At 63.6% G+C, this 26,034-nt stretch carries 23 protein-coding genes; 19 read left to right on the top strand and 4 right to left on the bottom strand.

Features of this window, described 5'->3' with window-relative positions:
* The first annotated feature begins 175 nt into the window (after positions 1 to 175).
* From PP263_RS10930 to fdhA, 5 genes are all read left to right on the top strand, one after another.
* The gene (locus tag PP263_RS10930) at positions 176 to 2,131 is read left to right on the top strand and encodes a (Fe-S)-binding protein (protein ID WP_308368602.1); all 1,956 of its coding nucleotides are present in this window, start codon (positions 176 to 178) and stop codon (positions 2,129 to 2,131) included.
* A gap of 36 nt (positions 2,132 to 2,167) precedes the next feature.
* Complete coding sequence (locus PP263_RS10925) at positions 2,168 to 3,442, top strand: electron transfer flavoprotein subunit alpha/FixB family protein (RefSeq protein ID WP_308368473.1); 1,275 nt, start codon at positions 2,168 to 2,170, stop codon at positions 3,440 to 3,442.
* A gap of 160 nt (positions 3,443 to 3,602) precedes the next feature.
* On the top strand, positions 3,603 to 4,388 hold the full coding sequence (locus PP263_RS10920) for a hypothetical protein (RefSeq protein ID WP_308368472.1): 786 nt from the start codon (positions 3,603 to 3,605) through the stop codon (positions 4,386 to 4,388).
* Between the two features lie 213 nt (positions 4,389 to 4,601).
* Positions 4,602 to 6,212, top strand: coding sequence for a BCCT family transporter (locus PP263_RS10915; protein ID WP_308368471.1), 1,611 nt, complete (start codon positions 4,602 to 4,604; stop codon positions 6,210 to 6,212).
* 16 nt (positions 6,213 to 6,228) lie between these two features.
* Entirely contained in the window at positions 6,229 to 7,428 is a 1,200-nt protein-coding gene (fdhA, locus tag PP263_RS10910) for a formaldehyde dehydrogenase, glutathione-independent (protein WP_308368470.1), read from the top strand.
* A 240-nt stretch (positions 7,429 to 7,668) separates the two neighbouring features.
* Here the strand turns inward: fdhA and PP263_RS10905 are convergent, their stop codons facing one another.
* The gene (locus PP263_RS10905) at positions 7,669 to 8,769 is read right to left on the bottom strand and encodes a substrate-binding domain-containing protein (protein ID WP_308368469.1); all 1,101 of its coding nucleotides are present in this window, start codon (positions 8,767 to 8,769) and stop codon (positions 7,669 to 7,671) included.
* Positions 8,770 to 8,851: 82 nt separating this feature from the next.
* Here PP263_RS10905 and PP263_RS10900 point away from each other — a divergent pair, with 82 nt between their 5' ends.
* The 7 genes from PP263_RS10900 to PP263_RS10870 all read left to right on the top strand — a co-directional run bounded on the left by PP263_RS10900 (position 8,852) and on the right by PP263_RS10870 (position 16,272).
* A complete protein-coding gene (locus PP263_RS10900; protein WP_308368468.1) occupies positions 8,852 to 9,388 on the top strand; it encodes a formate dehydrogenase subunit gamma in 537 nt (178 codons plus the stop codon).
* Positions 9,382 to 10,980, top strand: a complete 1,599-nt coding sequence (locus tag PP263_RS10895) for an NADH-ubiquinone oxidoreductase-F iron-sulfur binding region domain-containing protein (protein WP_308368601.1) — start codon at positions 9,382 to 9,384, stop codon at positions 10,978 to 10,980. The genes PP263_RS10900 and PP263_RS10895 overlap by 7 nt, the downstream gene beginning before the upstream one ends.
* 2 nt (positions 10,981 to 10,982) lie before the next feature.
* Positions 10,983 to 13,859, top strand: coding sequence for a formate dehydrogenase subunit alpha (gene fdhF, locus PP263_RS10890; RefSeq protein WP_308368467.1), 2,877 nt, complete (start codon positions 10,983 to 10,985; stop codon positions 13,857 to 13,859).
* A gap of 7 nt (positions 13,860 to 13,866) precedes the next feature.
* Positions 13,867 to 14,739, top strand: coding sequence for a formate dehydrogenase accessory sulfurtransferase FdhD (gene fdhD / locus PP263_RS10885; RefSeq protein ID WP_308368466.1), 873 nt, complete (start codon positions 13,867 to 13,869; stop codon positions 14,737 to 14,739).
* Positions 14,736 to 14,951 carry a formate dehydrogenase subunit delta gene (locus PP263_RS10880; RefSeq protein WP_308368465.1) on the top strand — a complete coding sequence of 72 codons (216 nt, stop codon included), beginning with the start codon at positions 14,736 to 14,738 and terminating at the stop codon, positions 14,949 to 14,951. The genes fdhD and PP263_RS10880 overlap by 4 nt, the downstream gene beginning before the upstream one ends.
* A gap of 144 nt (positions 14,952 to 15,095) precedes the next feature.
* Positions 15,096 to 15,410 carry a hypothetical protein gene (locus PP263_RS10875; protein ID WP_308368671.1) on the top strand — a complete coding sequence of 105 codons (315 nt, stop codon included), beginning with the start codon at positions 15,096 to 15,098 and terminating at the stop codon, positions 15,408 to 15,410.
* Entirely contained in the window at positions 15,385 to 16,272 is an 888-nt protein-coding gene (locus PP263_RS10870) for a universal stress protein (RefSeq protein WP_308368464.1), read from the top strand. Before PP263_RS10875 ends, PP263_RS10870 begins: the two co-directional genes overlap by 26 nt.
* Positions 16,273 to 16,454: 182 nt before the next feature.
* On the opposite strand, the gene PP263_RS10865 is transcribed toward PP263_RS10870, so the two are convergent.
* The 3 genes from PP263_RS10865 to PP263_RS10855 all read right to left on the bottom strand — a co-directional run bounded on the left by PP263_RS10865 (position 16,455) and on the right by PP263_RS10855 (position 18,836).
* Positions 16,455 to 17,642 (bottom strand): hypothetical protein, encoded by a 1,188-nt coding sequence (locus PP263_RS10865; protein WP_308368462.1) that lies wholly within the window; start codon positions 17,640 to 17,642, stop codon positions 16,455 to 16,457.
* Entirely contained in the window at positions 17,642 to 18,214 is a 573-nt protein-coding gene (locus PP263_RS10860; RefSeq protein WP_308368461.1) for a tRNA-(ms[2]io[6]A)-hydroxylase, read from the bottom strand. Before PP263_RS10860 ends, PP263_RS10865 begins: the two co-directional genes overlap by 1 nt.
* A gap of 184 nt (positions 18,215 to 18,398) precedes the next feature.
* Positions 18,399 to 18,836: a hotdog domain-containing protein gene (locus PP263_RS10855; RefSeq protein ID WP_308368459.1), complete on the bottom strand. Its 438-nt coding sequence runs from the start codon at positions 18,834 to 18,836 to the stop codon at positions 18,399 to 18,401.
* A gap of 291 nt (positions 18,837 to 19,127) precedes the next feature.
* On the opposite strand from PP263_RS10855, the gene fabV reads away from it, so the two are divergent.
* The 7 genes from fabV to PP263_RS10820 all read left to right on the top strand — a co-directional run bounded on the left by fabV (position 19,128) and on the right by PP263_RS10820 (position 25,930).
* Positions 19,128 to 20,306, top strand: a complete 1,179-nt coding sequence (fabV, locus tag PP263_RS10850) for an enoyl-ACP reductase FabV (protein ID WP_308368457.1) — start codon at positions 19,128 to 19,130, stop codon at positions 20,304 to 20,306.
* A gap of 217 nt (positions 20,307 to 20,523) precedes the next feature.
* A complete protein-coding gene (locus PP263_RS10845; RefSeq protein WP_308368456.1) occupies positions 20,524 to 21,567 on the top strand; it encodes an NADP(H)-dependent aldo-keto reductase in 1,044 nt (347 codons plus the stop codon).
* 81 nt (positions 21,568 to 21,648) lie between these two features.
* On the top strand, positions 21,649 to 21,882 hold the full coding sequence (locus tag PP263_RS10840; protein WP_183460848.1) for a DUF2789 domain-containing protein: 234 nt from the start codon (positions 21,649 to 21,651) through the stop codon (positions 21,880 to 21,882).
* 135 nt (positions 21,883 to 22,017) lie between these two features.
* Entirely contained in the window at positions 22,018 to 22,980 is a 963-nt protein-coding gene (gene lpxL, locus PP263_RS10835) for an LpxL/LpxP family Kdo(2)-lipid IV(A) lauroyl/palmitoleoyl acyltransferase (protein WP_308368455.1), read from the top strand.
* 91 nt (positions 22,981 to 23,071) lie between these two features.
* On the top strand, positions 23,072 to 23,947 hold the full coding sequence (gene dapA, locus PP263_RS10830) for a 4-hydroxy-tetrahydrodipicolinate synthase (protein ID WP_308368454.1): 876 nt from the start codon (positions 23,072 to 23,074) through the stop codon (positions 23,945 to 23,947).
* 40 nt (positions 23,948 to 23,987) lie between these two features.
* Positions 23,988 to 25,163, top strand: coding sequence for an outer membrane protein assembly factor BamC (bamC, locus tag PP263_RS10825; RefSeq protein WP_308368453.1), 1,176 nt, complete (start codon positions 23,988 to 23,990; stop codon positions 25,161 to 25,163).
* Positions 25,163 to 25,930: an MBL fold metallo-hydrolase gene (locus PP263_RS10820; protein WP_308368452.1), complete on the top strand. Its 768-nt coding sequence runs from the start codon at positions 25,163 to 25,165 to the stop codon at positions 25,928 to 25,930. Before bamC ends, PP263_RS10820 begins: the two co-directional genes overlap by 1 nt.
* Positions 25,931 to 26,034: the final 104 nt, after the last annotated feature.

The following is a 26,034-nucleotide window of genomic DNA, read 5'->3' as shown; positions in this document are numbered from 1 at the left end:
GGCCGGATGGGGTACCTCTTTCCGGGACACGCTGTGAATACATCCCTGTACGCTCTCCACGGCCATCCATGGCCGTGAAAGGTCCCGGAAAGAGGTACCCCATCCGGCCCGGAGAGCATTGTGGAAGATTCCAAACAGGCTCTAAGCGTACGAAAAACCGAAGTGAGTGGTGATGATGCTGGACTTGTTACTTCCCGCCCTGCTGGCCGCGGCCCTGGGCCTGCTGTTCGCCGGCGCCCTGCGCCGCATCCGCCTCTGGCGCCGGGGCCGCCCCGAGCCCGTGGCGTTTCTGGCCGGCCTGGCGGCCATGCCGCGGCGCTACCTGGTGGACTTGCACCATGTGGTAGAGCGCGATCGCTATATGTCCAACACCCACGTGGCCACGGCGGGCGGTTTTGTCCTTTCCATGCTGCTGATCGTGCCGGTGCACCTGTTCGGGCTGGAAAGCCGATGGCTCAACCTGGCCTTGCTGTTGGCCACCCTGCTTATGTTCTGCGGCGCGGTGTTCGTGTTCCTGCGCCGGCGCAATCCGCCGGCGCGCCTTTCCAGAGGCCCCTGGATGCGGCTGCCAAAGAACCTGCTGGTGTTTTCCGCCTCCTTCTTTGTACTCACCCTGCTCAGCTCCGGCCTGCTGCCCGAAGGTTTTGGGGGCTGGGTCCTTGGCATTTTGTTGGCGGCGGGCGTTGCCTTCGGCCTGGCGGAAATGCTGTTCGGCATGGGCTGGGGCGGGCCCATGAAACACGCCTTTGCCGGCGCCCTGCACCTGGCCTTTCACCGCCGCCCGGAGCGCTTCGGCGGCGGCCGCTCCACCGGCCTCAAACCGGTGGACCTGGGGGCGCCCACCCTGGGCGTGGCCAGGCCGGAAGACTTTACCTGGAATCAATTGCTCGGCTTCGACGCCTGCGTGCAGTGCGGCCGCTGCGAAGCGGTCTGCCCCGCCTTCGCCGCCGGCCAGCCGCTCAACCCCAAAAAACTGATCCAGGATATGGTGGTGGGCCTGGCCGGTGGCAGCGATGCCGGCTACGCGGGCAGCCCCTATCCTGGCGTCGAACCCGGTAACGCCAGCGGCGCGCCCCACCAGCCCATCGTCGACGGCCTGCTCAGCGCCGAGACGCTCTGGTCCTGCACTACCTGCCGCGCCTGCGTGGAAGAGTGCCCGATGATGATCGAACACGTCGATGCCATCGTCGATATGCGCCGCTTCCTGACGCTGGAGAAAGGTGAAACGCCCAACAAGGGCGCCGAGGTGCTGGACAACCTCATCGCCACCGACAACCCCGGCGGCTTCGCCCCCGACAGCCGGATGAACTGGGCGGCGGACCTGAACCTGCCGCTGATGGCCGAAGTCGGCCGTGCCGAAGTGCTGTTCTGGGTCAGCGACGGTTGCTTCGACATGCGCAGCCAGCGAATCCTGCGCGCCTTCGTCGAGATCCTGAAGGCCGCGAAAGTCGATTTCGCGGTACTCGGCAACGAAGAGTGCGACAGCGGCGATCTCGCCCGCCGCCTCGGTGACGACGCCACCTTTCAAAGCCTGGCCCGCCAAAACATTGCCGTCCTGAATCGATACCGCTTCGAGCGCATCGTCACCACCGACCCGCACGCTTTTCACGTCCTCAAGAACGAATACGGCGACTTCGGCGGTCACTACGAAGTGCTGCATCACAGCACCTTTATCAACGGGTTGGTGCGTGACGGCAGGCTGCAACTGAAAGCGCACAAAGGCGGCACCGTCACCTATCACGACCCCTGCTATCTGGGGCGCTACAACGGCGAATACGAAGCGCCGCGCGCACTGCTGAACGCCCTGAACATCGAGCTGAGCGAGATGGAACGATCCGGCTATCGCTCCCGCTGCTGCGGCGGTGGCGGTGGCGCCCCCATCACGGACATACCGGGTGAACGCCGCATCGCCGACATGCGGGTCGAAGATGCCCGCGCTGTTCAGGCGGATCTTATCGCCGTCGCCTGCCAGCAGTGTACTGCCATGCTGGAAGGCGTGGTCGAGCCCCGCCCACAGATCAAAGACCTCGCCGAACTGGTCGCCGATGCTTTGGTTGAAGAGGTCCATGAGCCGCGGAAAGCAGCCATGAGCCCTGGGCCAAAAACAGCCGTGAGCCAAGAGCAGCCGTGAGTCAAGAGCAGCCATGAGCCAACAGGAGCAACACTGATGAGCGATGTGATCCGCCGCGACCCGAGAACCGAGAGGATCCTGCGCAACCGGCTGCATCCCCTGCACGAATCCCTGGCCGGTGGCCCGGTGCGGGGACCGACAGGCTTGTTGCGCAGGAACCCGCACGCCGTGGGGTTTATCGGGCCCAACGGACTAAAACGCATCGATCGCAGTTCCACCGGCCCGGCACCGTCGGGCCGGGACCTGGGCCGGAGCGCCAAAGCGACCCATAGCGAGGAGCAGGCACTGCCTCTGCACCGGGTCGACCATCCGGACTTTTATGTGGCCGCCGTGCTGGACATGGCTGGTGGCCGCCTGACATCCCATGACCGGGATGTCCTCGGCCAGGCACAGCAACTGGCGCACAGCGGCGGTGGCCAGGGCGCGGTGGTCGCCATTGTACTGGGCGAGGCCCGCGAGACCGGATTCGACACCGCCGGCGCCGACCGCCTGATCCAGGTGACCCACTGCGACGGTCAGGCACTGGACGATTATTGCCCCGAGCGGAAACTGGCCGTGCTGCAGGCCGTGGAAGATCAACTGGGGCCCCGCTTCTGGCTGTTCCCGGACAGCGTGCACGGCGGCGCCGATCTGGGGTCGAGGCTGGCCGTGCGCCTGGGCGAACGACCGGCGGTGCACGCCTGGCAGGTCAGCGAGACCGAGACACTGTGTCGCGGCGGCAGCGGCCGCATCGATATCCGTCGCCACACTCCCCGGGTGCTGCTGCTGGCCGAGGAATGCGCCCTGCCGGTCGACGACAGCCGTCACCAGGCATTGCCGATTCAGCTCGACGAGTACCCGGACGTCCGGGTATGCATTCGCGATCAGGGTCTGGTGCCGGTGGACCCGAGCCAGATCCCGCTGGCGGAGGCGGAATTTATTCTCTCTGCCGGAAACGGCGTACGCGACTGGGACCAGTTCCACGAAGTGGCCACCGCACTGGGCGCGACCGAAGGGGCCAGTCGCGTCGCCGTGGACGACGGTTTCATGCCCCGGTTCCGGCAAATCGGTGCCACCGGCACCTGGGTAACGGCGCGGGTCTATGTCGCCGTGGGCATCTCCGGCGCGGTGCAGCATTTGCAGGGCATCGGCCGCTGCGAAAAAGTGGTTGCCATCAACCTCGACGACGGCTGCGACATGGTCAGGCGCGCCGATCTGAGCGCCATCGGCGACAGCTCGGAAATCCTGGCGGAGCTGTTGGCGCTGGTGCGGGAACATCGGGGTGGGAAAGATACGGACGCAACCGTGCCGGAGACACTGGAAGTGGCCTAGCCCCAAAGGCTTTAGCCCTGTGGGAGCCAGCCCTGCTGGCGAATGGGGCGTGGCGGATAGCACCGATTGAATCGCCTGCAGGGCAGGCTCCCACAGAATGGGGTCTAACAAAACAGTGTTGGGCGTAGCCCTCAAAAGACATTCATCGAGGAAGCACACCATGCCCGTTGAAACATCGCTGAACATCGCCGCCCTGGTTTCGGTCGGCCAGCACCCGGTCTCCGGCCGCGCGCGCCGCGCCGATCAGGACGCCCGTGCCGTGGAACTGGGCCTGACGCTCGCGGGCCGGTCGCTGTCCCTGGTTCACGTCGGCGACGCCGGCGAGCCGGCGCTGCGCCAATACCTGGGCATGGGGCTGCACACAATGACCGTGCTGCAGGAAGCCCCGGAAGCGGATGCCGTACAGCCCCTGTTGCAATACTTCGCCACCCATCCAGCGGATATCGTCCTGGCCGGGGTACAGGCCGAACGCGGCGAGGCCTCAGGCCTGCTGCCCTACCTGTTGGCGGAGCGGCTGGGTTGGCCGCTGGTGCCGCGCATCGCCCAGATCCGCGCCATTGAAAACGGCCGCGCCGAGGTGCTGCAGGCCCTGCCTCGCGGCCAGCGTCGGGCCCTCACCGTGCCGCTGCCTTTCATCGCCACCGTCGACAGCGCCGCGCCCGGCGCCCGGCAAACCGCCTTCGGTCCCGGCCAGCGTGGCCTCTTCGACATTCAGCGCGGTGTGGCACAACCCGACGTGGCACGCGCCGAGTGGATGGAAACCCAAGCCCGTCCCAGACCCAAACGACTGAATGTGGTCAAGGCCAAATCAGCCGCGGAGCGGTTCAAGGCCGCCACCGCCAAACCCCAGGGGCAGGGTGGGCAGGTCATGAAGCAGGAATCCAGCCGGGAGAAAGCGCAGGCAATTTTCGATTTGCTGGTCGCCGAAGGTGTGATTCGCCAATGACGTTAACAGGTACAAAACACAGCCCCGATGTCGTTTGCAGAATCATTGCCGACGCACAAAGCGCTAGTATGAAACGCAGATGAAACGCAAGTATCGGAGTTCGGTCCCGGCAGTCGAAAAACAAGAACCTCAAGGGCTGAGCGGGGAAACCCGAAATTAGCACCGGCATCAATCCAAGTATTCGATAAGCCGAGTGAGCTGGAGAAAAAAATAATGAATGACACTCCTCCACTGACAGCCTGTGCCGACCAAGCTTACGAAGACGTGGACCATGAAATCGGGGAGCAAAATATCCAGGTCGCTGGATTCGACATGCACACCCCCGTCTTTGGCATCAGTGCCCTGCTGATTCTGGTATTCGTCGTCGTCACCCTGATGTTCCCCGAGGCGGCCAACGCCCGGCTCGTCGGCGTCCGGGACTGGGCCATCGATCATTTCGACTGGCTGTTCATGGCCGGCGCCAATCTCTTTGTCCTGTTCTGCTTCGCCCTTATCCTGCTGCCCGTCGGCCGTATCCGCATCGGCGGCCCGGATGCCAAGCCCGACTTCTCGCGCCCGTCCTGGTTCGCCATGCTGTTCGCCGCCGGTATGGGCATCGGCCTGATGTTCTGGAGCGTTGCGGAACCGGTGGCCTATTTCACGGGCTGGTCCGGCACCCCGCTGAACGTCGCCATCCACACGCCAGAAGGGAAATCCCTGGCACTGGGCGCCACTATGTTGCACTGGGGGCTGCACCCCTGGGCCATGTATGGTGTGGTGGGTTTGGCACTGGCCTTTTTTGCCTACAACAAAGGCCTGCCTCTCACCATTCGCGCCGTCTTTTATCCCTTGCTTGGCAATCGCATCTGGGGGCCCATCGGCCACGTGATCGACATCCTCGCCACGCTCGCGACCATCTTCGGCCTGGCCACCTCGCTAGGCCTGGGCGCGCAGCAGGCGGCCAGTGGTTTGAGCTACCTGAACGGAATCGAAAATAACACCACCACCCAAATGGTTCTTATCGCCCTGATCACCGGCGTGGCCATCTTATCCGTGGTGCGCGGGCTCGACGGCGGCGTGAAGGTGCTGAGCAACCTCAACATGGTGCTCGCCCTGGCATTGCTGGTGTTCGTCACGTTGGTGGGCTCCACCTCCGGATTCTTCGCCAACCTCTTCGACCTGTTCGACTCCTACGCACGGAACATCCTGCCGCTCAGCAGCTGGACCCACCGCGAGGACGAAACCTGGTTCCATGGGTGGACCATTTTTTATTGGGCCTGGTGGATTTCCTGGTCGCCCTTTGTCGGCATGTTCATTGCCCGCGTATCGCGCGGCCGCACTGTGCGCGAATTCCTGACCGCAGTGTTGATCATCCCCACGGTAGTCTGCGGCATCTGGGTGGCCGCCTTCGGCGGCACTGCGCTGGACCAGGTTCAGGCCAATGTCGGCGAACTCGCCAACGGCGTCAGCGACGTCTCGCTCAGCATGTTCCAGATGCTCGCCAACCTGCCGATGGCGCCACTGCTCTCCGCCGGCGCCATCTGCCTGGTGCTGCTGTTTTTCGTGACGTCCTCGGATTCCGGCTCGCTGGTGATCGCCGGCATCACCGCCGGGGGTAAGGAAGATACCCCCGTTGCCCAACGGGTTTTCTGGGCCTCATTGGAGGGACTGATCGCCGCCGCACTGCTGTACGGTGGCGGCAAACAGGCCTTGAGCGCCCTGCAGGCCGGAGCCGTTACCGCCGGGCTGCCGTTCACCATTGTTCTCATTCTGATGTGCCTCAGCCTCTACAAAGGCCTGAGTCTCGATTCCCGTGCGCTCCATTCCCACCGCACTGCCCACTAGCAAGGAGATCCCGACTATGAACATTCAGCAATCCAATCGCGGTGTCGTCTACCAGGGACCCGGCAAGGTCTCGGTGGAATCCATCGCCTTCCCCGAACTCGCCCTGGGCAAACGCCGCTGCGACCACGGCGTGATTCTGAAAGTGCTCACCACCAACATTTGCGGCTCTGACCAACACATGGTCCGAGGTCGTACCACTGCGCCCCAGGGGCTGGTGTTGGGTCATGAGATCACCGGCCAGATCATCGAATGTGGCCGCGATGTGGAGTTTCTCAAGGCCGGGGATATTGTTTCCGTGCCCTTCAACATCGCCTGCGGCCGCTGCCGCAACTGCAAAGAGGGCAACACCGGCATCTGCCTCAACGTCAACCCCGCCCGGCCCGGCGCCGCCTACGGCTACGTGGACATGGGCGGATGGGTCGGCGGCCAGGCGGAATACGTTATGGTGCCCTACGCCGACTTCAACCTGTTGAAATTCCCGGACTCCGACCAGGCGAAGGAAAAAATTCGCGACCTGACGTTGCTCTCCGATATTTTCCCAACAGGTTTTCACGGTTGCGTGACGGCAGGGGTGGGGCCGGGCTCAACCGTCTACATCGCCGGCGCCGGCCCCGTCGGCCTGGCGGCGGCCGCGTCTGCGCAATTGCTGGGCGCGGCCTGCGTCATCGTCGGCGACATGATTCCGGAGCGCCTGCAACAGGCGCGCAGTTTCGGTTGCGAAACGCTGGACCTGCGCGAGGACGGCGAGCTGGCCGAGCGGATCGAGCAGATTCTCGGCGAACCCGAGGTGGATGCCTTTGTCGACTGTGTGGGCTTCGAGGCGCGTTGCCACGGTTGCAACCACCACGAGGAACAGCCGGCAGTGGTGTTGAATTCGGCCATGCAACTGACCCGCGCCGGCGGGCGGATCGGCATTCCCGGCCTGTATGTCACCGAAGATCCCGGCGCGCAGGAAGATGCGGCCAAAGTCGGTTCGCTGAATATGCGATTTGGCCTCGGCTGGGCGAAGTCCCACGCCTTCTTTACCGGGCAGTGTCCGGTGATGAAATACCACCGCCAACTGATGCAGGCGATCCTGTTCGAAAAGGTGCAAATTGCCCAGGCGGTGAATGTGCAGATGATCAGCCTGGATCAGGCGCCGGAAGGCTATTTGGATTTCGACGGTGGGGCGGCGAAGAAGTTTGTGATCGACCCGCATGGATCGGTTGCGGCCTGATAGCTGAACGTCGATAACGTCAATAACTCAGGAACCGAATGGCACTAAGATAAGCCGGCTCACCTTGTAGGATGGGCAAAGGAGCGCAGCGACGTGCCCATCTTCCGCGGCCTTGATGGGCACGAGCCCGCCACGGATGGCGGGCATGCAGAAAACGCATGGAGCAGTTTTCTGCCTTCGCTTTGCCTATCCTACAAAAGTTGCTGCACCGGCTCTTAACTTAGTGCCATTAGCGCCGAATCATGGCGCAACCTTACCCTGGCTCGCCAGCAGTTCCTGCAGCGTAACGATCTCCCCACACCGGTCCGGCGCATAGCCTGGCTGGTCGTGGATGGCCTTGATGAAATCGGGCGCGCGCATCAGTCCCAGCAACTGGTTGATGGTGTTCTGGTGCAGCCGGTCCCGATGGCAGATCAGCAGGTAGTGCTCGCTGGCCTGCTCAATAAAATCCAGATCGAACTGGCGCGCGGCCGCTTCGACGCCGAAGCCGAGGTCGGCCATGCCGGCGGCGACGTAGGCGGCGACTGCCGTATGGGTGTACTCCTCCTGCTCCGCGGTGCGAATGTCTGCCGGGTCCAGCCCGGCCTCGCGCAGCAGCATGGTGAGCAGCAAATGGGTGCCGGAATCCCGGTTCCGGTTGATGAACAGCAACTCTTGCTTAGCGTGGGGCCGGGCGAGGTCCTTCAGGCCCTCGATGCCTTTGGGGTTGCCGCGCGGGATGATCAACCCCTGCTTGCGGGTGACGAAGCGGATCACCCTCAGGTCGCCTGCCTGCAGGTCGTCGTGGTAGTAGCGCAGCGTCTGCTCGGCGAGGGCGGGTGAGGTGGGCAGGTGGAAGCTGGCCAGATCGCAGTCGCCGCGGTTCAGGGCGGCCAGTGCCTCGCGGGTGTTGCAGTACTGGAGTTTCAGTTCCAGCCGGTCCGGATAGCGGGGCAGCAAGGCGACGGCGTAGCCATGGCTTGCGTGCAGCCGCAGCACCGGATGGGCGCCTTCCAACAGTTGCTGCAATTGGATATTCAGTTCCGACGCCATACTGTCTATTTGCGGCCCGAGCCGGGCCTTGATGCGTTGTTCGGACCACAATAAGACCTCGCCCAGGGGCGTCAGCTCCGTGCCCTGGCCCTTGTGCTTGCGCACCAGCGGCAGGCCGAAAAAGTCGCTGCCGCGGTTGATCAGGTTCCAGGCGTGGCGATAGGAAATACCGGCCTCGCGCGCGGCCAGGGTGAGCCGGCCGGTGTCGCGGATACCCTTGAGCAGGTTGAACAGGACGGGTTCGAACAGCGCATCCGTTTCCGTCCGGAACCCCCAACTGGGGGTGATGCTGAGCTTCTTCTTATGCATGGCGTTTCATATTTGTAGTCGCGCTGTGGCGTGATACTTTCGGATTCAAGTGTAAAAACCTTCGTGCCAGATAAGAACAATTATGCATATATCAGCGCAAGATTCATCCGCCGGGGCGGATCTTCCCCTGGACTGGATTCAAGCCGAGGTCGCGGCGCTCAAGGTCAAGCCGGGCCCGCTGCTGCCTATCCTGCACAGCATCCGCGACCGTCTGGGGTACATCCCCGAGGAAGCGGTGCCGATCATCGCCGAGGGGCTGCAAGTCACCCGCGCCGAAGTCCATGGCGTAATCAGCTTCTATCACGACTTCAACACCGCGCCCATCGGCCGGCACCGGCTGCAGATCTGCCGCGCCGAGGCCTGCCAGGCGCGCGGCTGCCGCTCGCTGGAGACGCACGTCAAGGCAAAACTCGGTATCGACTACCATCAGACCACGGCGGATGGCGAGTTCACGCTGGAGCCGGTTTATTGCCTGGGCAATTGCGCCACCGGCCCCTCGGTGCGACTGGATAACGACATCCATGGCCGGGTGACGGCCAAACGGCTGGACGCACTGCTCGGCCAGGCCGCCACCGTTCCGCTGACCCTTCAACCGCTGGCGGAGGAGCCCGAATCGTGACCCGAATTTACGTTCCCCGCGACACCACCGCTTTATCGCTCGGCGCAGACGCAGTGGCCGCCAAGCTTGAACAGGGCTGCGCCGAGCGCAACCTCGGCGTCGAGCTCGTCCGCAATGGTTCCCGCGGCCTCTTCTGGCTCGAACCACTGCTCGAAGTCGAGACAGATCAGGGCCGCATCGCCTACGGCCCGGTCGCACCCGAAGATATCCCGTCCCTGCTCGACGAAGGCCTGCTCAATGGCCGACCCGGCCACCCGCTGTATCGGGGCCCGACCGAAGAGATTCCCTACCTCAGGAAACAGCAGCGCCTCACCTTTGCGCGCGCCGGCATCACCGACCCGGTCTCGCTCGACGACTATATCCACCACTGCGGCTACGTCGGTCTGCGCAAGGCGCTCGCCAAAATCCCCCAGGAAATCGTCGACGAAGTGAAAACCTCCGGCCTGCGCGGCCGGGGCGGGGCGGCTTTTCCGGCCGGTATCAAATGGCAGACGGTGCTCGATGCCGACGCCCGCACGCCGAATAGCCCCTATTGCAAACGCAAATTCATCGTTTGCAACGCCGACGAAGGCGACTCCGGCACCTTTGCCGACCGCCTGGTGATGGAAGCCGACCCCTTTATGCTGATCGAAGGCATGACCATCGCCGGCCTCGCCGTCGGCGCCGACACCGGCTTTATCTACCTGCGCTCCGAATACCCGGTCGCCCACCAAATCCTGAACGAGGCCATCGCCAAGGCCGAGGCCGAAGGCTACCTGGGCGACAATGTCTTGAGCTCCGGCAAGGCCTTCCATCTGGAAGTTCGCCTCGGCGCCGGCGCCTACATCTGCGGCGAGGAGACCTCCCTGCTCGACAGCCTGGAGGGCAAACGCGGCCAAGTGCGCGTCAAACCGCCGCTGCCCGCCCTGAAAGGCGCCTTCGGCCAACCGACCGTGGTCAACAACGTACTCACGCTCGCCGCCGTGCCCTTTATCCTCGCCGAAGGCGGCCAGGCTTACGCGGACTACGGTATGGGTCGTTCACGCGGCACCCTGCCGTTCCAGTTGACCGGCAACATTGAACGCGGTGGCGTGGTGGAACTGGCGTTCGGTATCACCCTGCGCGAACTGCTGGAGGACTTCGGCGGCGGCACCGCCTCCGGCCGGCCCATGCGCGCGGTCCAGGTCGGCGGCCCGCTCGGCGCCTATATGCCGGAAAGCCAGTGGGATACCCCGCTCGATTACGAAGCCTTCAGCGAGGTGGGCGCCGTGGTCGGCCACGGCGGTATCGTCGTGTTCGACGACACCGTCGACATGCTCGACCAGGCCCGCTTCGCCATGGAATTCTGCGCGGTCGAATCCTGCGGTAAATGCACCCCTTGCCGCATAGGCTCCACGCGCGGCGTGGAAGTGATCGACCGCATTCGCGCGAATGAACACCGCGACGATAACCTGATTCTGCTGCAAGACCTCTGCGACACCCTGGAAGACGGCTCTCTTTGCGCGATGGGCGGCATGACGCCGAACCCGGTGCGCAGCGCCCTGCAATACTTCCCGGACGACTTTCATCGAGACCCCACCACCGCGTCCAATGCGACGAGGGAGGAGGCCTGATCATGCTGCATATTTTTGACCCCAAGACACAGACCGACCGGGACCTGGGCACGCCGCCCCCGATTGAGAGCGGCCACACCGTGACCCTGACCATCGACGGCCAAACCGTCGAAGTGCCCGAGGGAACATCCGTTCTCCGCGCCGCCGCCATCGCCGGCATCCAGATTCCCAAGCTGTGCGCGACCGACAACCTGGACGCTTTCGGCTCCTGCCGCCTGTGCGCGGTCGAGATCGAAGGCCGGCGCGGCCTGCCGGCCTCCTGCACCACGCCGGTTGCCGAGGGCATGAGCGTCATTACCCAGAACGAGCGCGTCGCCAGGCTGCGCCGCAACGTCATGGAGCTGTACATCTCCGACCACCCGCTGGACTGCCTGACCTGTTCCGCCAACGGCGACTGCGAACTGCAGGACATGGCCGGCGCCGTCGGCTTGCGCGAAGTGCGCTACGGCTACGAGGGCAAAAACCATCTGGATGCCGGGAAAGACACCAGCAACCCCTATTTCACTTTCGACGCCAGCAAGTGCATCGTCTGTTCGCGCTGCGTGCGCGCCTGCGAGGAAGTGCAGGGCACCTTCGCGCTGACCATCGACGGACGCGGCTTCGACTCCAAAGTCGCCGCCGGACAAAACGACGACTTCATGGATTCCGAATGCGTCTCCTGCGGCGCCTGTGTCCAGGCCTGCCCGACCGCCACGCTGATGGAAAACTCCGTGATCGAACAGGGCCAGCCGGAACACTCGGTGGTGACCACCTGCGCCTACTGCGGCGTCGGCTGTTCGTTCAAGGCCGAGATGAAAGGCAACACCGTGGTGCGCATGGTCCCGTTCAAGGACGGCCACGCCAACCACGGCCACTCCTGCGTGAAGGGCCGCTTCGCCTTCGGCTACGCCACCCATCCGGACCGCCTGACCGCGCCGATGATCCGCAACCACATCGACGAGCCCTGGCGCGAAGTGAGCTGGGAAGAAGCGATTCAGTTCGCGGCCGAGCGCATCAAAGCGATTCAGGCCAAATACGGCAAAGACAGCGTCGGCGGCATCACCTCCTCTCGCTGCACCAACGAAGAAGCCTACCTGGTGCAAAAACTGGTGCGCACCGCCTTCGGCAACAACAACACCGACACCTGCGCCCGCGTCTGCCACTCGCCGACCGGCTACGGCCTGAAACAGACCCTGGGCGAGAGCGCCGGCACCCAGACTTTTGATTCCGTGATGAAGGCGGACTGTATCGTCGTGATCGGCGCCAACCCCACCGATGCTCATCCAGTGTTCGGCTCGCAACTGCGACGCCGCCTGCGCCAGGGCGCCAAACTTATCGTCGCCGACCCGCGCTATATTGACCTGATGAAAACCCCGCACGGCGGCGAGGCGCTGCACCTGCCGCTGCGCCCGGGCACCAACGTCGCTCTGATCAACGCCCTGGCGCACGTAATCATCACCGAGGGACTGGAAGACCGCATGTTCATCGTCACGCGATGCGATAGCGGCGAATACGCCGCTTGGAACGCTTTCATCCGCGAGGAACGCCACTCCCCGGAAGCGACGGAAGCCATCACCGGCGTACCGGCCGACAAAGTGCGCGAAGCGGCCCGGATGTATGCCGGGGCCGGCAACGGCGCCATCTACTACGGCCTGGGCGTGACCGAGCACAGCCAGGGTTCCACCATGGTGATGGGCATCGCCAACCTCGCGCTCGCCACCGGCAACATCGGCCGCGAAGGGGTGGGCGTGAACCCGCTGCGCGGCCAGAACAACGTCCAGGGTTCGTGCGACATGGGCAGCTTCCCGCACGAACTGCCGGGCTACCAGCACGTCTCCCAGGACGGCCCGCGCAAAGCCTTCGAAGACGCCTGGGGCGTCAAGATCGACAATGAACCCGGCCTGCGCATCCCCAACATGTTCGACGCCGCCATCGACGGCAGCTTCAAGGGCCTGTACGTTCAGGGCGAAGACATCGCCCAGTCGGACCCCAACACCCAGCACGTGGAACAGGCGCTCGGCTCGCTGGAATGCCTGATCGTGCAGGACCTCTTCCTGAACGAGACCGCCAAGTTCGCCCACGTGCTGCTGCCCGGCTCCTCCTTCCTGGAGAAAGACGGCACCTTCACCAACGCCGAACGCCGCATCAACCGCGTGCGCAAAGTAATGCCGCCGCTCGCGGGCAAGGAAGACTGGCAGATCACTCAGGACCTCGCCAACGCCCTGGGCTACCGGATGGACTACAACCACCCGGAAGCCATCATGAACGAGATCGCCCAGCTCACACCCAGCTTCAAGAATGTGACCTACCAAAAGCTGGACGAACTCGGCAGCATCCAATGGCCGTGCAACGACGAGCACCCAAACGGCACCCCGATCATGCACGAGGAAGACTTCCCGATCGGGAAGGGTAAGTTCGTGCTCACCGACTACGTGCCCACCACGGAGCGAACCAACCGCCGCTTCCCGCTGTTGCTCACCACCGGCCGCATCCTCAGCCAATACAACGTCGGCGCCCAGACCAGACGCACCGACAACCAAAGCTGGCATGACCAGGACTGGCTGGAACTGCACCCGCACGACGCCGAAGAACGCGGCATCAACGATGGCGATTGGGTCGGCCTAACCAGCCGCGCTGGCAACACCGTGCTGCAAGCCAAAATCAGCACCCGCATGCAACCGGGCGTGGTCTACACCACCTTCCACCACCCGGTCAGCGGCGCCAACGTCATCACCACCGACAACTCCGACTGGGCCACCAACTGCCCGGAATACAAGGTCACGGCAGTGCAATGCGAGAAGGTCGCCCGGCCTTCGGCCTGGCAGGAGCGCCATCGGAAACAGCACCGGAAACAATGGAGCCTGCTGCCCTCCAACGCCTCGGCTGAACCGGTGGCGTGAGGCGACCATGGCCACTGTCAAAGCCGAGACGAAACTGATCGACCAGGCCGGCTGCCGGACCGCAAAGGTGCGGGTGCGTCAGCGCCGCGGACCAAACGCCTGGTCGGAATGCATTCAGGACGACTGCCTGGCCGATGAGACCGCCATCGCCCTGGTCTACAACGGCATTGCCCACGCCGTGATGATGGCCAGCCCGACCGACCTGGAAGACTTCGCCCTCGGTTTCAGCCTGAGCGAGGGCATCCTCACCCGCGCTGGGGAACTTTACGATCTGGAGATCACCGACCACGGCGACCGCGGCATTGAATTGAAGCTGCAAATCCACGGCGGCTGTATGGATGCATTGAAACGCCAGCACCGCACCCTGGCCGGCCCCAGCGGTTGCGGACTGTGCGGCCAGACGTCGCTGGCACAGGCGTTGCGGCCCCTGCCGGAGATTGCGCGCAGGTCTCCACCGGCGGCGGAAGCCGTCCAGCGGGCGCTGCAGCAGCTCGGCGACCACCAACCCCTGCAACGTTGTACCGGCGCCATTCATGCGGCCGCCTGGTGCACCCCCGAAGGTCAGGTGCAAATGCTGCGCGAAGATGTGGGAAGGCACAACGCGCTGGATAAACTGATCGGCGCCCTGCACCGTCGGCAAGTGCACAGGGACAACGGCTTCGTCCTTGTTTCCAGCCGGGCCAGTTACGAACTCGTCGCAAAAATGGCCCGCTGCAACCTGGGCAGCCTCGTCGCCGTCAGCGGCGCCACGGCCGTAGCCGTCGACCGCGCCAATCACAGCGGGCTGAACCTGATCGGCTTCGCCCGGGACGGCCGCCAGGTGGTCTACCACTCAACCGATCACGAGCCATTCCAACGATACCCGGACTCCATCCCATGAGCAGCAAGCACTCCGAACAACTGGTGAAAATGATCAACCAGATAGCCGCCAACACCCCGGTGCAGGGCGGTCCGGACGCGGCGGCGGAAGCTGTGGCGGCGCATGTGCGCAGGTTCTGGGCCAAGCCGATGAGAGCGGATATCAGAGCGTATATGCAAGATGACGGGGCGGGATTGACTGAGTTGGCGGTTGAGGCGATCAAGCGGCTTTGATCAAGCAGCTTTGATCAAGCAGCTTTAAAGCACCGCCCGTTCCGCCTGCCGTTCGCTGTTCAGCCGAACGCGTAGCGGCCGCCCAAAGTGTCCGTTCCGGAGGCTGCGAACAGCGGCGGTTTGTGATAGAGCCCGCGGCCTTTTTTGATCGATGTCATCCTGCCTGGTAGTGCCCTTCTTATGCTGTTCTCTTCCACAAATGTCAACTGGCAGGTGTACGCCACGACCGCCGCCGGTCTGGGCATCATCTGCCTGTTCCCCTCCGGGGGTGGCGATTCAACTGGTGATGCTGGCCGCGGTGATTGTGGTAGTGTGAACCCGGTCTACGCCCTGGACAAGGCGGTGGTGACGTTCCGCCGCGAGGGACCATCGTCGACCGCTTCGGCGTACACGATAAGCCAGAAGAAATCGAACGTGTTCTGGGAGGACACTGATGAGCGAGTTGAACAACAACAATAATAACCACCACGAGCAACCGCTGGTGCTGTCGTGTATCGATGGCTCCCACTACACCGGAGCCGTTTGCGACTACGCCGCCTGGATCTCGGTGAACACCGGCGCACCGCTGAAATTGCTGCACAATATCGAGCGCGGCAATGTGCCGGCGGTGGCGGATCTCACCGGCAGTATTGGTCTCGGCAGCCAGGAAGAGCTTCTGGAGGAGCTGACCACCCTGGAGCAGCAGCGCTCGCGCCTGATGGTGCAGCAGGGCAAGCTTGTGCTGCAGGCCGCGCGGGAGCGGGCGGAGCAGGCGGGTGTGCGGGAGGTGATCACCTGCCAGCGCCACGACAGCCTGGGCGAGACCCTGGTGGAGCTGGAGGATTGCATCCGCGTACTGGTGATCGGCATTCGCGGCGAGGAACACGGCGAATCCCAACGGGGTCTGGGCGCGCACCTGGAGACCGTGGTGCGCGCACTGCACAAGCCCATCCTCGTGGTCAACCAGGAGTTCCGGGCACCGCGCAGGATCTTGCTGGCCTACGACGGCAGCGCGGCGGCGCGCAAGGCGCTGGCCATGGTGGCGGAGAGCCCGCTGTTTCGCGATATCTCCTGTCACCTGGTGTATGTGGGGCCGGCGGAAACTGCGGAGAGCCTGCTGGCGGAAGCCAGTGCCCAACTGGACGGCGCCGGCCTGGCGGTGACCGCGAACCGCCTGGAGGGCAGGACCGTGGAAGCGCTCACCGCCTACCAGAAGGAGCACGAAACCGATCTCACGGTGATGGGCGCCTTCAGTCACAACCGCCTGCGCGATCTGTTGCTGGGCAGTATTACCGCACAAATGCTTTTGAATACCCGTCAGCCGCTGTTGTTGTTGCGTTAGATATTGGCGGTTGCACAATTCTGTAGGATGGGCAAAGCGCAGCGTGCCCATCACGGGCGAGATGATGGGCACGCTGCGCTTTGCCCATCCTACGAAACTACGTCAAATCCTTTGTAGGAGCGGCCCATGGCCGCGATCGTATTGTGCTACGAGGTGAGTCTGATCGCGGCCATGGGCCGCTCCTACAAAGTACCCTGAGACACCGAGGTGGTTTGCGCGAGTAATTCACGCAATGGCCGCGGCGGATGCCACCGGCGTTGCATCAGGTGAATAAAACGCAAGGTGCGGAAGGCGTCGAACCAATGGTGAAAGGCGTTCTCCCTGGCGGCGCCCAGTAATTTTTGCTGCCGGCAGTGATTGGTAAATTGTTGCCAGCCCAGCTCTTCCAGCGCCTCCCGCCAGCGGGGGTTTTGACAGACCTGCCCGCCATCCTCCAGGGCTTCGTTTAGGAAATCGCGCAATTCGTCGAATACCTGCGGCGCATACCAGGTGGGTTCTTCGCCCGACTCCAGTTGCCCGGCAATTTTCGCCGTGGCTGGGCCGGTGCCGAAGGGCACCCGGTCGGAGAGCCGCGCGGCAATGCGCACAGGTGCGCGGTCGGTGAGTTCCACCACCGGTGCCAGCTTGCCCAGTTTATTCAGCAGGTAGAAATCCTCCCCGGCGGCTTTTTTCGGGAATCCCCGCGCGGCGCAGTAGTGATGGACGCTGATCGCCAGGATGCTGCCGATGGTATGAAAGGCCCAGGGGGAGCCGGCCCGGCGCAGGTTTTCCACATAGTAGTGCAGCGCCTGTTCGTAGAGTTGCAGCGCCTGATGCACCGGACTGTGGCCGCTGTCGTGAGCGAAGGGGTAGAGGGCGGCGCTGGTGATTTGCGCATCCGGGAGTCCCTCGAAATAGTCTTCGGGCAGCCACGTGTCCGCATCCGTGGAGTGTATCCAGGGGCTGGAGAGAAAACCCAGTTGATGCAATTGCGCCGCGATATCGCAGCCGATCCTGCGCGCCAGGCCCACGCCCTGTTTGCGCGGAATGCGCAGCGTCTCCCGCCAGCGCTCCACCAGCAGAAGGCCGCCGTTTTCTCCCCAGGGGCGGAGGCTCAGGTGCCGGTTCTGCCAGGCGGGCGGTGAGAGCTTTTCTATCGCCTGCAGCAGTTCCCGGTTGCTGTTTGCGTTGTCGTCACCGTCCGGCTGGTTGACCACCAGTATCAGCAGCAGTTTTTTTGTCGGGAACTTTTCGAGCAACCGCTGCAGAAAATCCGGCGATTCCCGGTAGCTGGGAATAACCAGTGTGTGTCGGTAGCGGCTGTCGGGCCAGGTGTCCAGCAGGCGGATTTCCGGCTCCGCGTATTTTTGCAGATACTTTCCCGCGGACATCAATGCAGCGCGGCGCGATGGGGCAGGGCGGCGGCGATGGCCGCTTCCGCATCCAGCAACTGGTGGAGACGGGCTTCCACCGTTTCCCGCGGGAAATATTCCAGGGCCAGCTCCACAAACAACTCGTGGTGGCGGGCCTCGCTTTCGGTGATCACCTGGTAGAAGGTTTTGAGCGTGCCCTGCGGCAGCGCTTCGGCCACCAGTCCGAAGCGCTCACAGCCGCGGGCCTCGATAATGCCGGCGGTGAGCAGGCGGTCGAGCAGGTACGCTTCGCTGCCGCGGCGGATCAGTTTGCGGATGGCGTTGATGTAGGGATCTTTCTCGTCCGGCGCTTGGAAAACGCCGCGCTCGTGCATCAGTTTGATCACCTGGCGGAAGTGGTTCATCTCCTCCAGCGCCAGGTTCACCATGGCCTCCACCAGCACCGGTTTATCCGGGTAGTGGGAGAACATGGAAACCGCCATGCCGGAGGCCTTTTTCTCCGCGGCGGCGTGATCCTGCAGGAAGCGGTCGAAGTCGGCCAGTACTGGCTCCGTCCAGGATTTTGGGGTGGTGAATCTCAGGTCGAACATGGGGGCGGTATCAATCGCAAATGCGCGATTATACCGCCGGTTTGGCCCCTCTCCCTATTTTGCCCCCTCTCCCCAACCCTCTCCCCAGTGGGGAGAGGGGGCCGAATGCTCCCCTCTCCCGCTTGCGGGAGAGGGGCTGGGGGAGAGGGGCTGGGGGAGAGGGCCAGGGGAGCATAGGGGTTCCCTAACTGGCCAGACGCTGCTCCCTCCGCTCTTTCTCCTCCTGCTCCCGCCGGGAGGCCTCCCGGGCCTCCTCCAGGGTCATACCCGCCTTCTTGTGGGGAGTGGGTTTGCCCTCCGCGTCCAGAGCGACAAACACGATGCGCTCCACTTGTATGATCAGCTCGCGGGTCTGCTTGTTGCGCACCTCACAGTGCACGGTCAGTGAGGTGCGGCCTATATCCACCACCTCGAATCCGAATTCCACCACGTCGCCGCAAAACGCCGAACTGACGAAGTCGATCTCCGACATCAACTTGGTGACCACCATGGGGGTGCCCATCTGGCAGCCGGCGAAAATGGCCGCCTCCTCGTCTATCCACGCCAGAAGCTGACCGCCGAACAGCCGTTGCGCCGGGTTGAGATCTCCGGGTTTCACAAAGTGACGTGAGTAGTATTTCATGCCTACCTCTCTGCCTTGCTATGGGTTAAGAATAGGCCGCGGTCCGCTACGGCCCCAGTATCGAAGCTGCACTAAGTGTGCCAAATACAAGTTGTGGAGAGCTGCCTCGTCATACAAATGGCGCTACAGCAAACCACCGGGACTATCGGGGCGCTTTAGCCGGGGAGGGGGATATTCTGGACAGCGATTTGCGCGCCCTGTGACGCCGGCTATGGGACTGGCCGGTTTATGCCTATAGAATGCCCAGCCAATGACTGTAGGTTCCCAAAATCGAGGGGGAGAATTCCAGGCATGATTATCCAGCCGAAAGTACGCGGTTTTATCTGCACCAACGCCCACCCGCAGGGCTGCGCCGCCAACGTGCGCGAGCAAATCGACTACATCAAGTCCCAGCCGGCCATCGAGAACGGCCCCAAGAAGGTATTGGTGGTGGGCGCCTCCACCGGCTACGGCCTGGCCTCGCGCATCACCGCCGCCTTCGGCTGCGGCGCCGACACCTTGGGGGTCTTCTTCGAGAAGCCGCCCACGGACAAGCGCACCGCCTCCGCCGGTTACTACAACGCCGCGGCCTTCGAGGAGGAAGCGCACAAGGCGGGCCTCTATGCCAAGAGCATCAACGGTGACGCCTTCTCCGATGAGATCAAGGCCAAGGCCATCGAGATGATCAAGGCGGATATGGGCAAGGTGGACCTGGTGGTCTACAGCCTGGCCTCGCCGCGACGCACGGACCCGGAGACCGGCGAACTCTATAGCTCGGTGTTGAAGCCGATCGACAAGGCTTATACAACCAAGAGCCTCAATACCGATAAGCTGGAGATATCCGAGGTCACCGTCGAACCGGCCACGGAAGAGGAAATCGCCGCGACCGTGAAAGTCATGGGCGGTGAAGACTGGGAGCGCTGGATGGACGCCCTCAGCGACGCCGGCGTGCTGGCGGATGGCTGCAAGACCGTTGCCTACACCTATATCGGCGAGAAGCTCACTTGGCCCATCTACGGTCGCGCCACCATCGGCAAGGCCAAGGAAGATCTGGATCGCGCCGCCAAGGCCATCACCGACAGCGACAAGGCGGAAGCCCATGTGGCGGTACTCAAGGCGATAGTCACCCAGTCCAGCGCGGCCATCCCGGTGATGCCGCTGTATATCTCCCTGGTCTACAAGGTGATGAAGGAGGAGGGCACCCATGAGGGCTGCATCGAGCAGCTGTACCGCCTCTACACCGAAGGCCTCTACACCGACAGCCCGCGCCTGGACGACGCCAACCGCTACCGCATGGACGACAAGGAGTTACGCCCGGAGACTCAGGCTAAGATCGAGGCTTTGTGGCCGCAGGTGACCGACGAGAACTTGTTTGAGCTGACCGACTACAAGGGGCATCACGAGGATTTCCTCAAGCTGTTCGGTTTCGGCATCGAGGGCATCGATTACGACGCTGATGTCAGCCCGATGGTAGAGGCGGATTTCGAGTAGCCCTGCCGTCTCCTGTAGGAGAGCCCTGGGAACGCCGAGCTCCAGCTCGGCAAAGCGGGCCGCAGGCCCGCCTTGATCCTCCACCGCCCTATGACGCGGCCTCCGGCCGCGATGCCGAGCTGGAGCTCGGCGTTCCCAGGACAGCCGCTCCTACAGCTCCTTTAGCTCCTTTCTCAAATCTCAGCATAATCTCCCTATCGATCGCAGGAGTTTCCCCATGGAATACCGCCAACTGGGCACCACCGACCTCAAAGTCAGCCAGATCTGCCTGGGCACCATGACCTGGGGCGAGCAGAACAGCGAAGCCGAGGCCTTCGAGCAGTTGGACTACGCCCTCGACCGGGGTGTGAATTTTATCGACTGCGCAGAGATGTACCCGGTACCGCCGCGACCGGAGACCTATGGGCGCACCGAGGAGATTACCGGTAACTGGCTGGCGGCGCGGGGCAATCGGGACCAGGTGGTCCTGGCCACCAAAGTCACCGGTCGCGGCGACGCCAACTCCGGTGTGGCGCATATCCGTGGCGGTCCGCGCCTGGAGCGGGCGCAGATTCTCAAGGCCTGCGACGATTCCCTGCGGCGCCTGCGCACCGACACTATCGATCTCTACCAGGTGCACTGGCCCGAGCGGCACGCGAATTTCTTCGGTCGCCTGGACTACAAGCACGACGGCGACGACGGGATATCCATTGCCGAGACCCTGAGTGCGCTGGAGGAACTGGTGCGCGCCGGCAAGGTGCGTCATATCGGTGTCTCCAACGAGACTCCCTGGGGAATGCATCGATATCTGCGTCTGGCCGCGCACGGCAACAGGCCGCGCATCGCCTCCATCCAGAACCCCTACAGCCTGCTCAACCGCAGCTTCGAAGTGGGCTGCGCGGAAATGGCGATTCGCGAGCAGTGCGGCCTGCTGGCCTACTCGCCGCTGGCCTTCGGTGCCCTGTCCGGCAAATACCTGGGCGGACGCAAACCCGTCGGCGCGCGTCTGACCCTGTTCGAGCGCTTCCAGCGCTACACGGGCCCGCGGGCGGTGTCGGCCACCGAAGCCTACGTCGGCCTGGCGCGGGAGTTCGGCCTGGACCCGGCGCAGATGGCCCTGGCCTTCGTCAACCGGCAGCCGTTCGTCACTTCGAACATTATCGGCGCGACGACGATGGAGCAGCTGCGGGCGAATATCGACAGCGTGGGGGTGGCAATCAGCGAAGAGCTGCTGGAGGAGATAGAGGCGGTGCACAGCGATAGTCCCAACCCAGCGCCGTAAACCTTTCCCTTCCGCCGGGGGATAGCCGCCCCCGGCGCTTTCCTATACTGTTGCAAGGTATTGCGACCGCGGGGAGCGACCATGGAAACCACCGGCCACCACACCGTCAACGACCTCTTCGCCCAACTGGGCCTTCCGTCCGATGATGACGCCGTCGAAGGTTTTCTCGAGCGCCACCACCTGAGCGGTGAAGAGCACCTGTCCGAGGCGCCCTTCTGGTCTGACGGGCAGCGGGAGTTCCTGGAGCAGGCGATCCTGGACGATTCCGACTGGTGCGAGGCGGTGGACGAACTGGATACCCTGCTGCGGCATTGAACCACCAGTAGGTGCGCCGTGCGCACCAGTAGGCCCGGACAGTGCGCACGGCGCACTCTACCCCTCGCCACCTCCCTCCCGCCATCGCTATAATGCGCCGCTTTCGACCGCCACAGCGGCAGACAAAGACACCCGATGGAAAAACCCCACTTTCGCGCAGCGCTACTGCATCCGCGCTACTGGCCGACCTGGCTGCTCTTCGCTTTCTGGTACCTGGTCGCGCAGCTGCCTTACCGCTGGCAACTGGCCCTGGGCCGAGTCCTGGGCCGGCTGATGCTGCGCCTTGCCAGCCGCCGCCGCACAATTGCCGAGCGCAACCTGGCGCTGTGCTTCCCCGAGCTTTCTGAGGAAGAGCGCGCTGAACTGCTGCGGCGCAACTTCGACTCCAACGGTATCGCGCTGATGGAAACCGGCATGGCCTGGTTCCGTTCCAGCCAATGGCTGCGCAAGCGTTTCACCATCGAGGGCCTGGAACACCTGCGGCAACCCCAGGAACGGGGACAGGGGGCGGTGCTGATGGCGATGCACTTCACCACCCTGGAGATAGGTGCCGCCTTTATGGCCATGTGCCACAAAGTCGACGGCATGTACCGCCCGCACAAGAATCCCGTGTACGACTATATGCAGCGCAAGGGACGCGAGCGCCACGGGGAGGATTCCGAGGTCTACCAGCGCAAGGATGTGCGCGGCATGCTGCGCGCGCTGAAGAGGGGGCGCTCGGTATGGTATGCGCCGGACCAGGACTACGGCATCAGCCACGGAGTCTTCGCCCCCCTGTTCGGCCAGCCCGCGGCCACAGTCACTGCCACTTCGCGTTTTGCCCGCCTGGGACGGGCACAGGTGGTACCCTACATGGTGACCCGGCTGGAGGGCGGTGCAGGTTACCGTGTGGTGGTCTATCCCCCGATAGAGGAAATTCCCTCCGGCGACGAACTGCGGGATGCGGTGGTGGTCAATCAGTTTATCGAGGCCCGCCTTCGGGAGAATCCATCCCAGTACATGTGGGTGCACCGCCGCTTCAAGACACGCCCGGAAGGTGCTCCGGACGTCTACGGCGAGGCCCGCAAGCGCAAGCGGCGGCGCAAGAAGCGCAGATAGCCTGCAACTGGTCTGGCATCCGCCCTGCGCGCTCAGTAACATACCGGTTTCGTTTTTCGGCGGCTCAACCGGTGAAAGGTAAGGAGTTAGGATGTTTTCCGGCAGTATGGTGGCCCTGGCTACCCCCATGTACGCAGACGGCAGCCTGGACTGGGACAGTCTGCACAATCTGGTGGAGTGGCATATAGAGCAGGGCACCCGCGCCCTGGTCGCGGTGGGCACCACCGGTGAATCCGCCACTCTCGACGTCAACGAGCACCTGGAGGTGATCCGCCGCGTGGTGGATCAGGTGGCCGGGCGCGTACCGGTGATTGCCGGCACCGGCGCCAACTCCACCCAGGAGGCCATCGAACTCACCGAGACCGCCTCCAAATGCGGCGCCGACGCCTGCCTGCTGGTCACTCCTTACTACAACAAGCCCACCCAGGAGGGCCTGTACCAGCACTACAAGGCCATCGCCAAGGCCGTGGCCATTCCCCAGATACTCTACAATGTGCCCGGGCGCACCGCGGTGGATATGCTGCCGGAAACGGTGCGGCGCCTGGCGGCGATCGGCAATATCGTCGGCATCAAGGAGGCCACCGGTAACCTGGAGCGCGCGCGCGAACTGCTGGAGATCCTGCCCGGGGATTTTGCCGTCTATTCCGGTGACGACGCCACGGCCCTGGAACTGATGCTCGCCGGCGGCCACGGCAATATCAGCGTGACCGCCAATGTGGCACCGGCGGCGGTGGCGCAGATGTGCGAGGCGGCACTCGGTGGCGATGCCGGCACAGCGCGCGCCATCGACGAACGCATCCGCATACTGCACAAAGTGCTGTTTGTGGAGTCCAACCCGATACCGGTGAAGTGGGCGCTGCGGGAGATGGGGCGCGTGGATGGTGGTATCCGCCTGCCACTGACCTCTCTTTCCCCCGAGCATCACGCCACAGTGCGCGAGGCGTTGCGTAGCGCCGGAATATTGTAAAAAACGCGCCGCCCAAGATTCGAAAGTAAAGGTATCGATAATGACAAGATTCACTGCTGGAACCGCACTCGGGATCGCCAGCCTCGCGCTGGTGGGTTGCGGAATGTTTGGCGGCGACGACGGCTATTTCCGCGACCGCGGCGATGACTACCAGATGGCCAACAGCCTGCCGCCGCTGCAGCTGCCACCCGGAGTCACCGCCAAGCACCAGGAAGAGCTGTACGAGATTCCCCAGATCGGCGGCGGTGAACTGGAGCACGGCGAGTTCGAAGTGCCGCGCCCACAGCCTCTTTCCACCAATGTGGGCATGGACCGGGTGAAGATCCAGAAGCTGGGCAATCGCCGCTGGGTGCTGGTGTCCCAGCCGCCGGATGAAGTATGGCCACAGCTTCATTACTTCCTGCGCAGTTCCGGGCTGCAGTTGGCCATGTCCGACGCCAGTTCCGGGCTTATGGAAACCGTCTGGCTGACTTTTGGCGAAAGTCCCGACACCAAAGACAAGTACCAGTTACGGGTGGAGTCCGGCGTACAGCCGGATACCACGGAGGTTCATGTGCGCCACCTGTCGGTACCTATCGACACGCCGGTGGGCGGCCAGGTCAATTGGCCGGAGCGGTCCACCAGTCCGGAGCGCGAGGGCTGGATGATCGACGAGATGTCCACTTCACTGGCCGCTGAGTCCACCGGCGCGACGGCATCGCTGGTGGCGCAGGCGATCGGCGGCGGCTCGGTCAAGGTGCAACTGGTGGAGCCGGCGGGCAAAGAACCCTATATCACCATGGACCTGGCCATGGACCGCGCCCGGGCCACCGTGGCCCATGCGATCAATGTCGGTGCCTATCGGCTGCACCAGGAAGATGCGGACAACGGCCTCTTCTATGTCACTTACGACGAAGACCGCGAGCTCTCCGAAGAGGATGACGACAGTTGGTTTTCCTGGAGATTGGGCAAGGACGAGGACAAGCAGGCAAAGGTCGCGGATAAAGTGACCTTGCAACAGCTGTTGGCCAATATCGATCCCTCTGCCGACCCGGCGCTGTTCAGCGGTATCGAGGGCCTGGGCGGTGCTCCGGACCAGAAGATTCCCGGCTACCTGGTGCTGGTGCGCGGCACTGGGGAGGCGGTCCAGGTCCGCGTTCGCGACACCCGCGGGAAGCCGCTGCCCCGCAACCGGGCGTCGCAACTGTTGATGGCTGTTCGTCAGAATCTCATTTAATGTTGCGCTTTGCCTCGCTGGGAAGCGGCAGCAAGGGCAACGGCACCCTGGTGGCCAGTGGCGGCCACTGCCTGTTGGTGGACTGTGGCTTTACCATCAGGGAGACCGAGCGGCGCATGGCGCGGCTCGGCGTGTCGCCGGCGGACCTGTCCGCGATACTGGTGACCCACGAGCACAGTGACCACCTCTCCGGTGTGGCGCCGTTGGCGCGCAAGTACGGGCTGCCCGTCTATCTGACTCCCGGAACCCTTCGCGCGCGCGATATCGGCAAGCTGCCGCGGGTCCACTTGATCGAGGGCCACCGGCCGTTTGCGGTGGCGGATATCGATGTGACGCCGGTGGCTGTTCCCCACGATGCGCGGGAGGCGGCGCAGTTCGTATTCCGCAGCCGCGGCAGCAGCCTCGGCCTGCTCACCGACCTGGGTACTGTGACTCCCCATGTGGAGGCACATTTTGGCGATTGCGATGCCCTGGTACTTGAAGCCAATCACGATCCACAAATGCTCGCCCAGGGCCCTTATCCTCCGTCACTGAAGCGGCGCGTGGGGGGTGCCTACGGCCACCTCAGCAACCAACAGGCTGCCGGTTTCCTGCAGCGGGTCGGCTGCGAGCGGTTGCAGCATTTGGTGGTGGCGCATATCAGTGAAAAGAACAATACCGTCGAGTTGGCCCGGAGCGCCTTGGGCGATGTCGCAGAGCAGGTCAGCAACTGTATTTTTGCCTGCCAGCAGCAGGGATTCGACTGGCTTCATATCGACAAGGCTTGAAACAATTTTGTGGGAGCCTGCCTGCAGGCGACTGCGACGATGCTATTGCCCCTGTTTCGCCAGCAGGGCTGGCTCCCACGAAAAAGCGTGTTGTAGGGGAGGGG

The organism is Microbulbifer sp. TB1203 (genome assembly GCF_030997045.1).
GTDB lineage: Bacteria > Pseudomonadota > Gammaproteobacteria > Pseudomonadales > Cellvibrionaceae > Microbulbifer.
This window is presented reverse-complemented; position numbering and strand designations above follow the sequence as displayed.

Excerpts from the sequence above, each read along its gene's own strand:
- PP263_RS10855 (WP_308368459.1), bottom strand. The coding sequence starts at position 18,836 with ATGAAATACTACTCACGTCACTTTGTGAAACCCGGAGATCTCAACCCG.
- PP263_RS10905 (WP_308368469.1), bottom strand. The coding sequence starts at position 8,769 with ATGCATAAGAAGAAGCTCAGCATCACCCCCAGTTGGGGGTTCCGGACG.
- fdhD (WP_308368466.1), top strand. The coding sequence starts at position 13,867 with ATGGCCACTGTCAAAGCCGAGACGAAACTGATCGACCAGGCCGGCTGC.
- PP263_RS10865 (WP_308368462.1), bottom strand. The coding sequence starts at position 17,642 with ATGTCCGCGGGAAAGTATCTGCAAAAATACGCGGAGCCGGAAATCCGC.
- PP263_RS10880 (WP_308368465.1), top strand. The coding sequence starts at position 14,736 with ATGAGCAGCAAGCACTCCGAACAACTGGTGAAAATGATCAACCAGATA.
- PP263_RS10930 (WP_308368602.1), top strand. The coding sequence starts at position 176 with ATGCTGGACTTGTTACTTCCCGCCCTGCTGGCCGCGGCCCTGGGCCTG.
- PP263_RS10840 (WP_183460848.1), top strand. The coding sequence starts at position 21,649 with ATGGAAACCACCGGCCACCACACCGTCAACGACCTCTTCGCCCAACTG.
- fabV (WP_308368457.1), top strand. The coding sequence starts at position 19,128 with ATGATTATCCAGCCGAAAGTACGCGGTTTTATCTGCACCAACGCCCAC.
- fdhA (WP_308368470.1), top strand. The coding sequence starts at position 6,229 with ATGAACATTCAGCAATCCAATCGCGGTGTCGTCTACCAGGGACCCGGC.
- PP263_RS10925 (WP_308368473.1), top strand. The coding sequence starts at position 2,168 with ATGAGCGATGTGATCCGCCGCGACCCGAGAACCGAGAGGATCCTGCGC.
- PP263_RS10920 (WP_308368472.1), top strand. The coding sequence starts at position 3,603 with ATGCCCGTTGAAACATCGCTGAACATCGCCGCCCTGGTTTCGGTCGGC.
- PP263_RS10870 (WP_308368464.1), top strand. The coding sequence starts at position 15,385 with ATGAGCGAGTTGAACAACAACAATAATAACCACCACGAGCAACCGCTG.
- PP263_RS10845 (WP_308368456.1), top strand. The coding sequence starts at position 20,524 with ATGGAATACCGCCAACTGGGCACCACCGACCTCAAAGTCAGCCAGATC.
- PP263_RS10820 (WP_308368452.1), top strand. The coding sequence starts at position 25,163 with ATGTTGCGCTTTGCCTCGCTGGGAAGCGGCAGCAAGGGCAACGGCACC.
- lpxL (WP_308368455.1), top strand. The coding sequence starts at position 22,018 with ATGGAAAAACCCCACTTTCGCGCAGCGCTACTGCATCCGCGCTACTGG.
- PP263_RS10900 (WP_308368468.1), top strand. The coding sequence starts at position 8,852 with ATGCATATATCAGCGCAAGATTCATCCGCCGGGGCGGATCTTCCCCTG.
- PP263_RS10915 (WP_308368471.1), top strand. The coding sequence starts at position 4,602 with ATGAATGACACTCCTCCACTGACAGCCTGTGCCGACCAAGCTTACGAA.
- bamC (WP_308368453.1), top strand. The coding sequence starts at position 23,988 with ATGACAAGATTCACTGCTGGAACCGCACTCGGGATCGCCAGCCTCGCG.
- fdhF (WP_308368467.1), top strand. The coding sequence starts at position 10,983 with ATGCTGCATATTTTTGACCCCAAGACACAGACCGACCGGGACCTGGGC.
- dapA (WP_308368454.1), top strand. The coding sequence starts at position 23,072 with ATGTTTTCCGGCAGTATGGTGGCCCTGGCTACCCCCATGTACGCAGAC.
- PP263_RS10860 (WP_308368461.1), bottom strand. The coding sequence starts at position 18,214 with ATGTTCGACCTGAGATTCACCACCCCAAAATCCTGGACGGAGCCAGTA.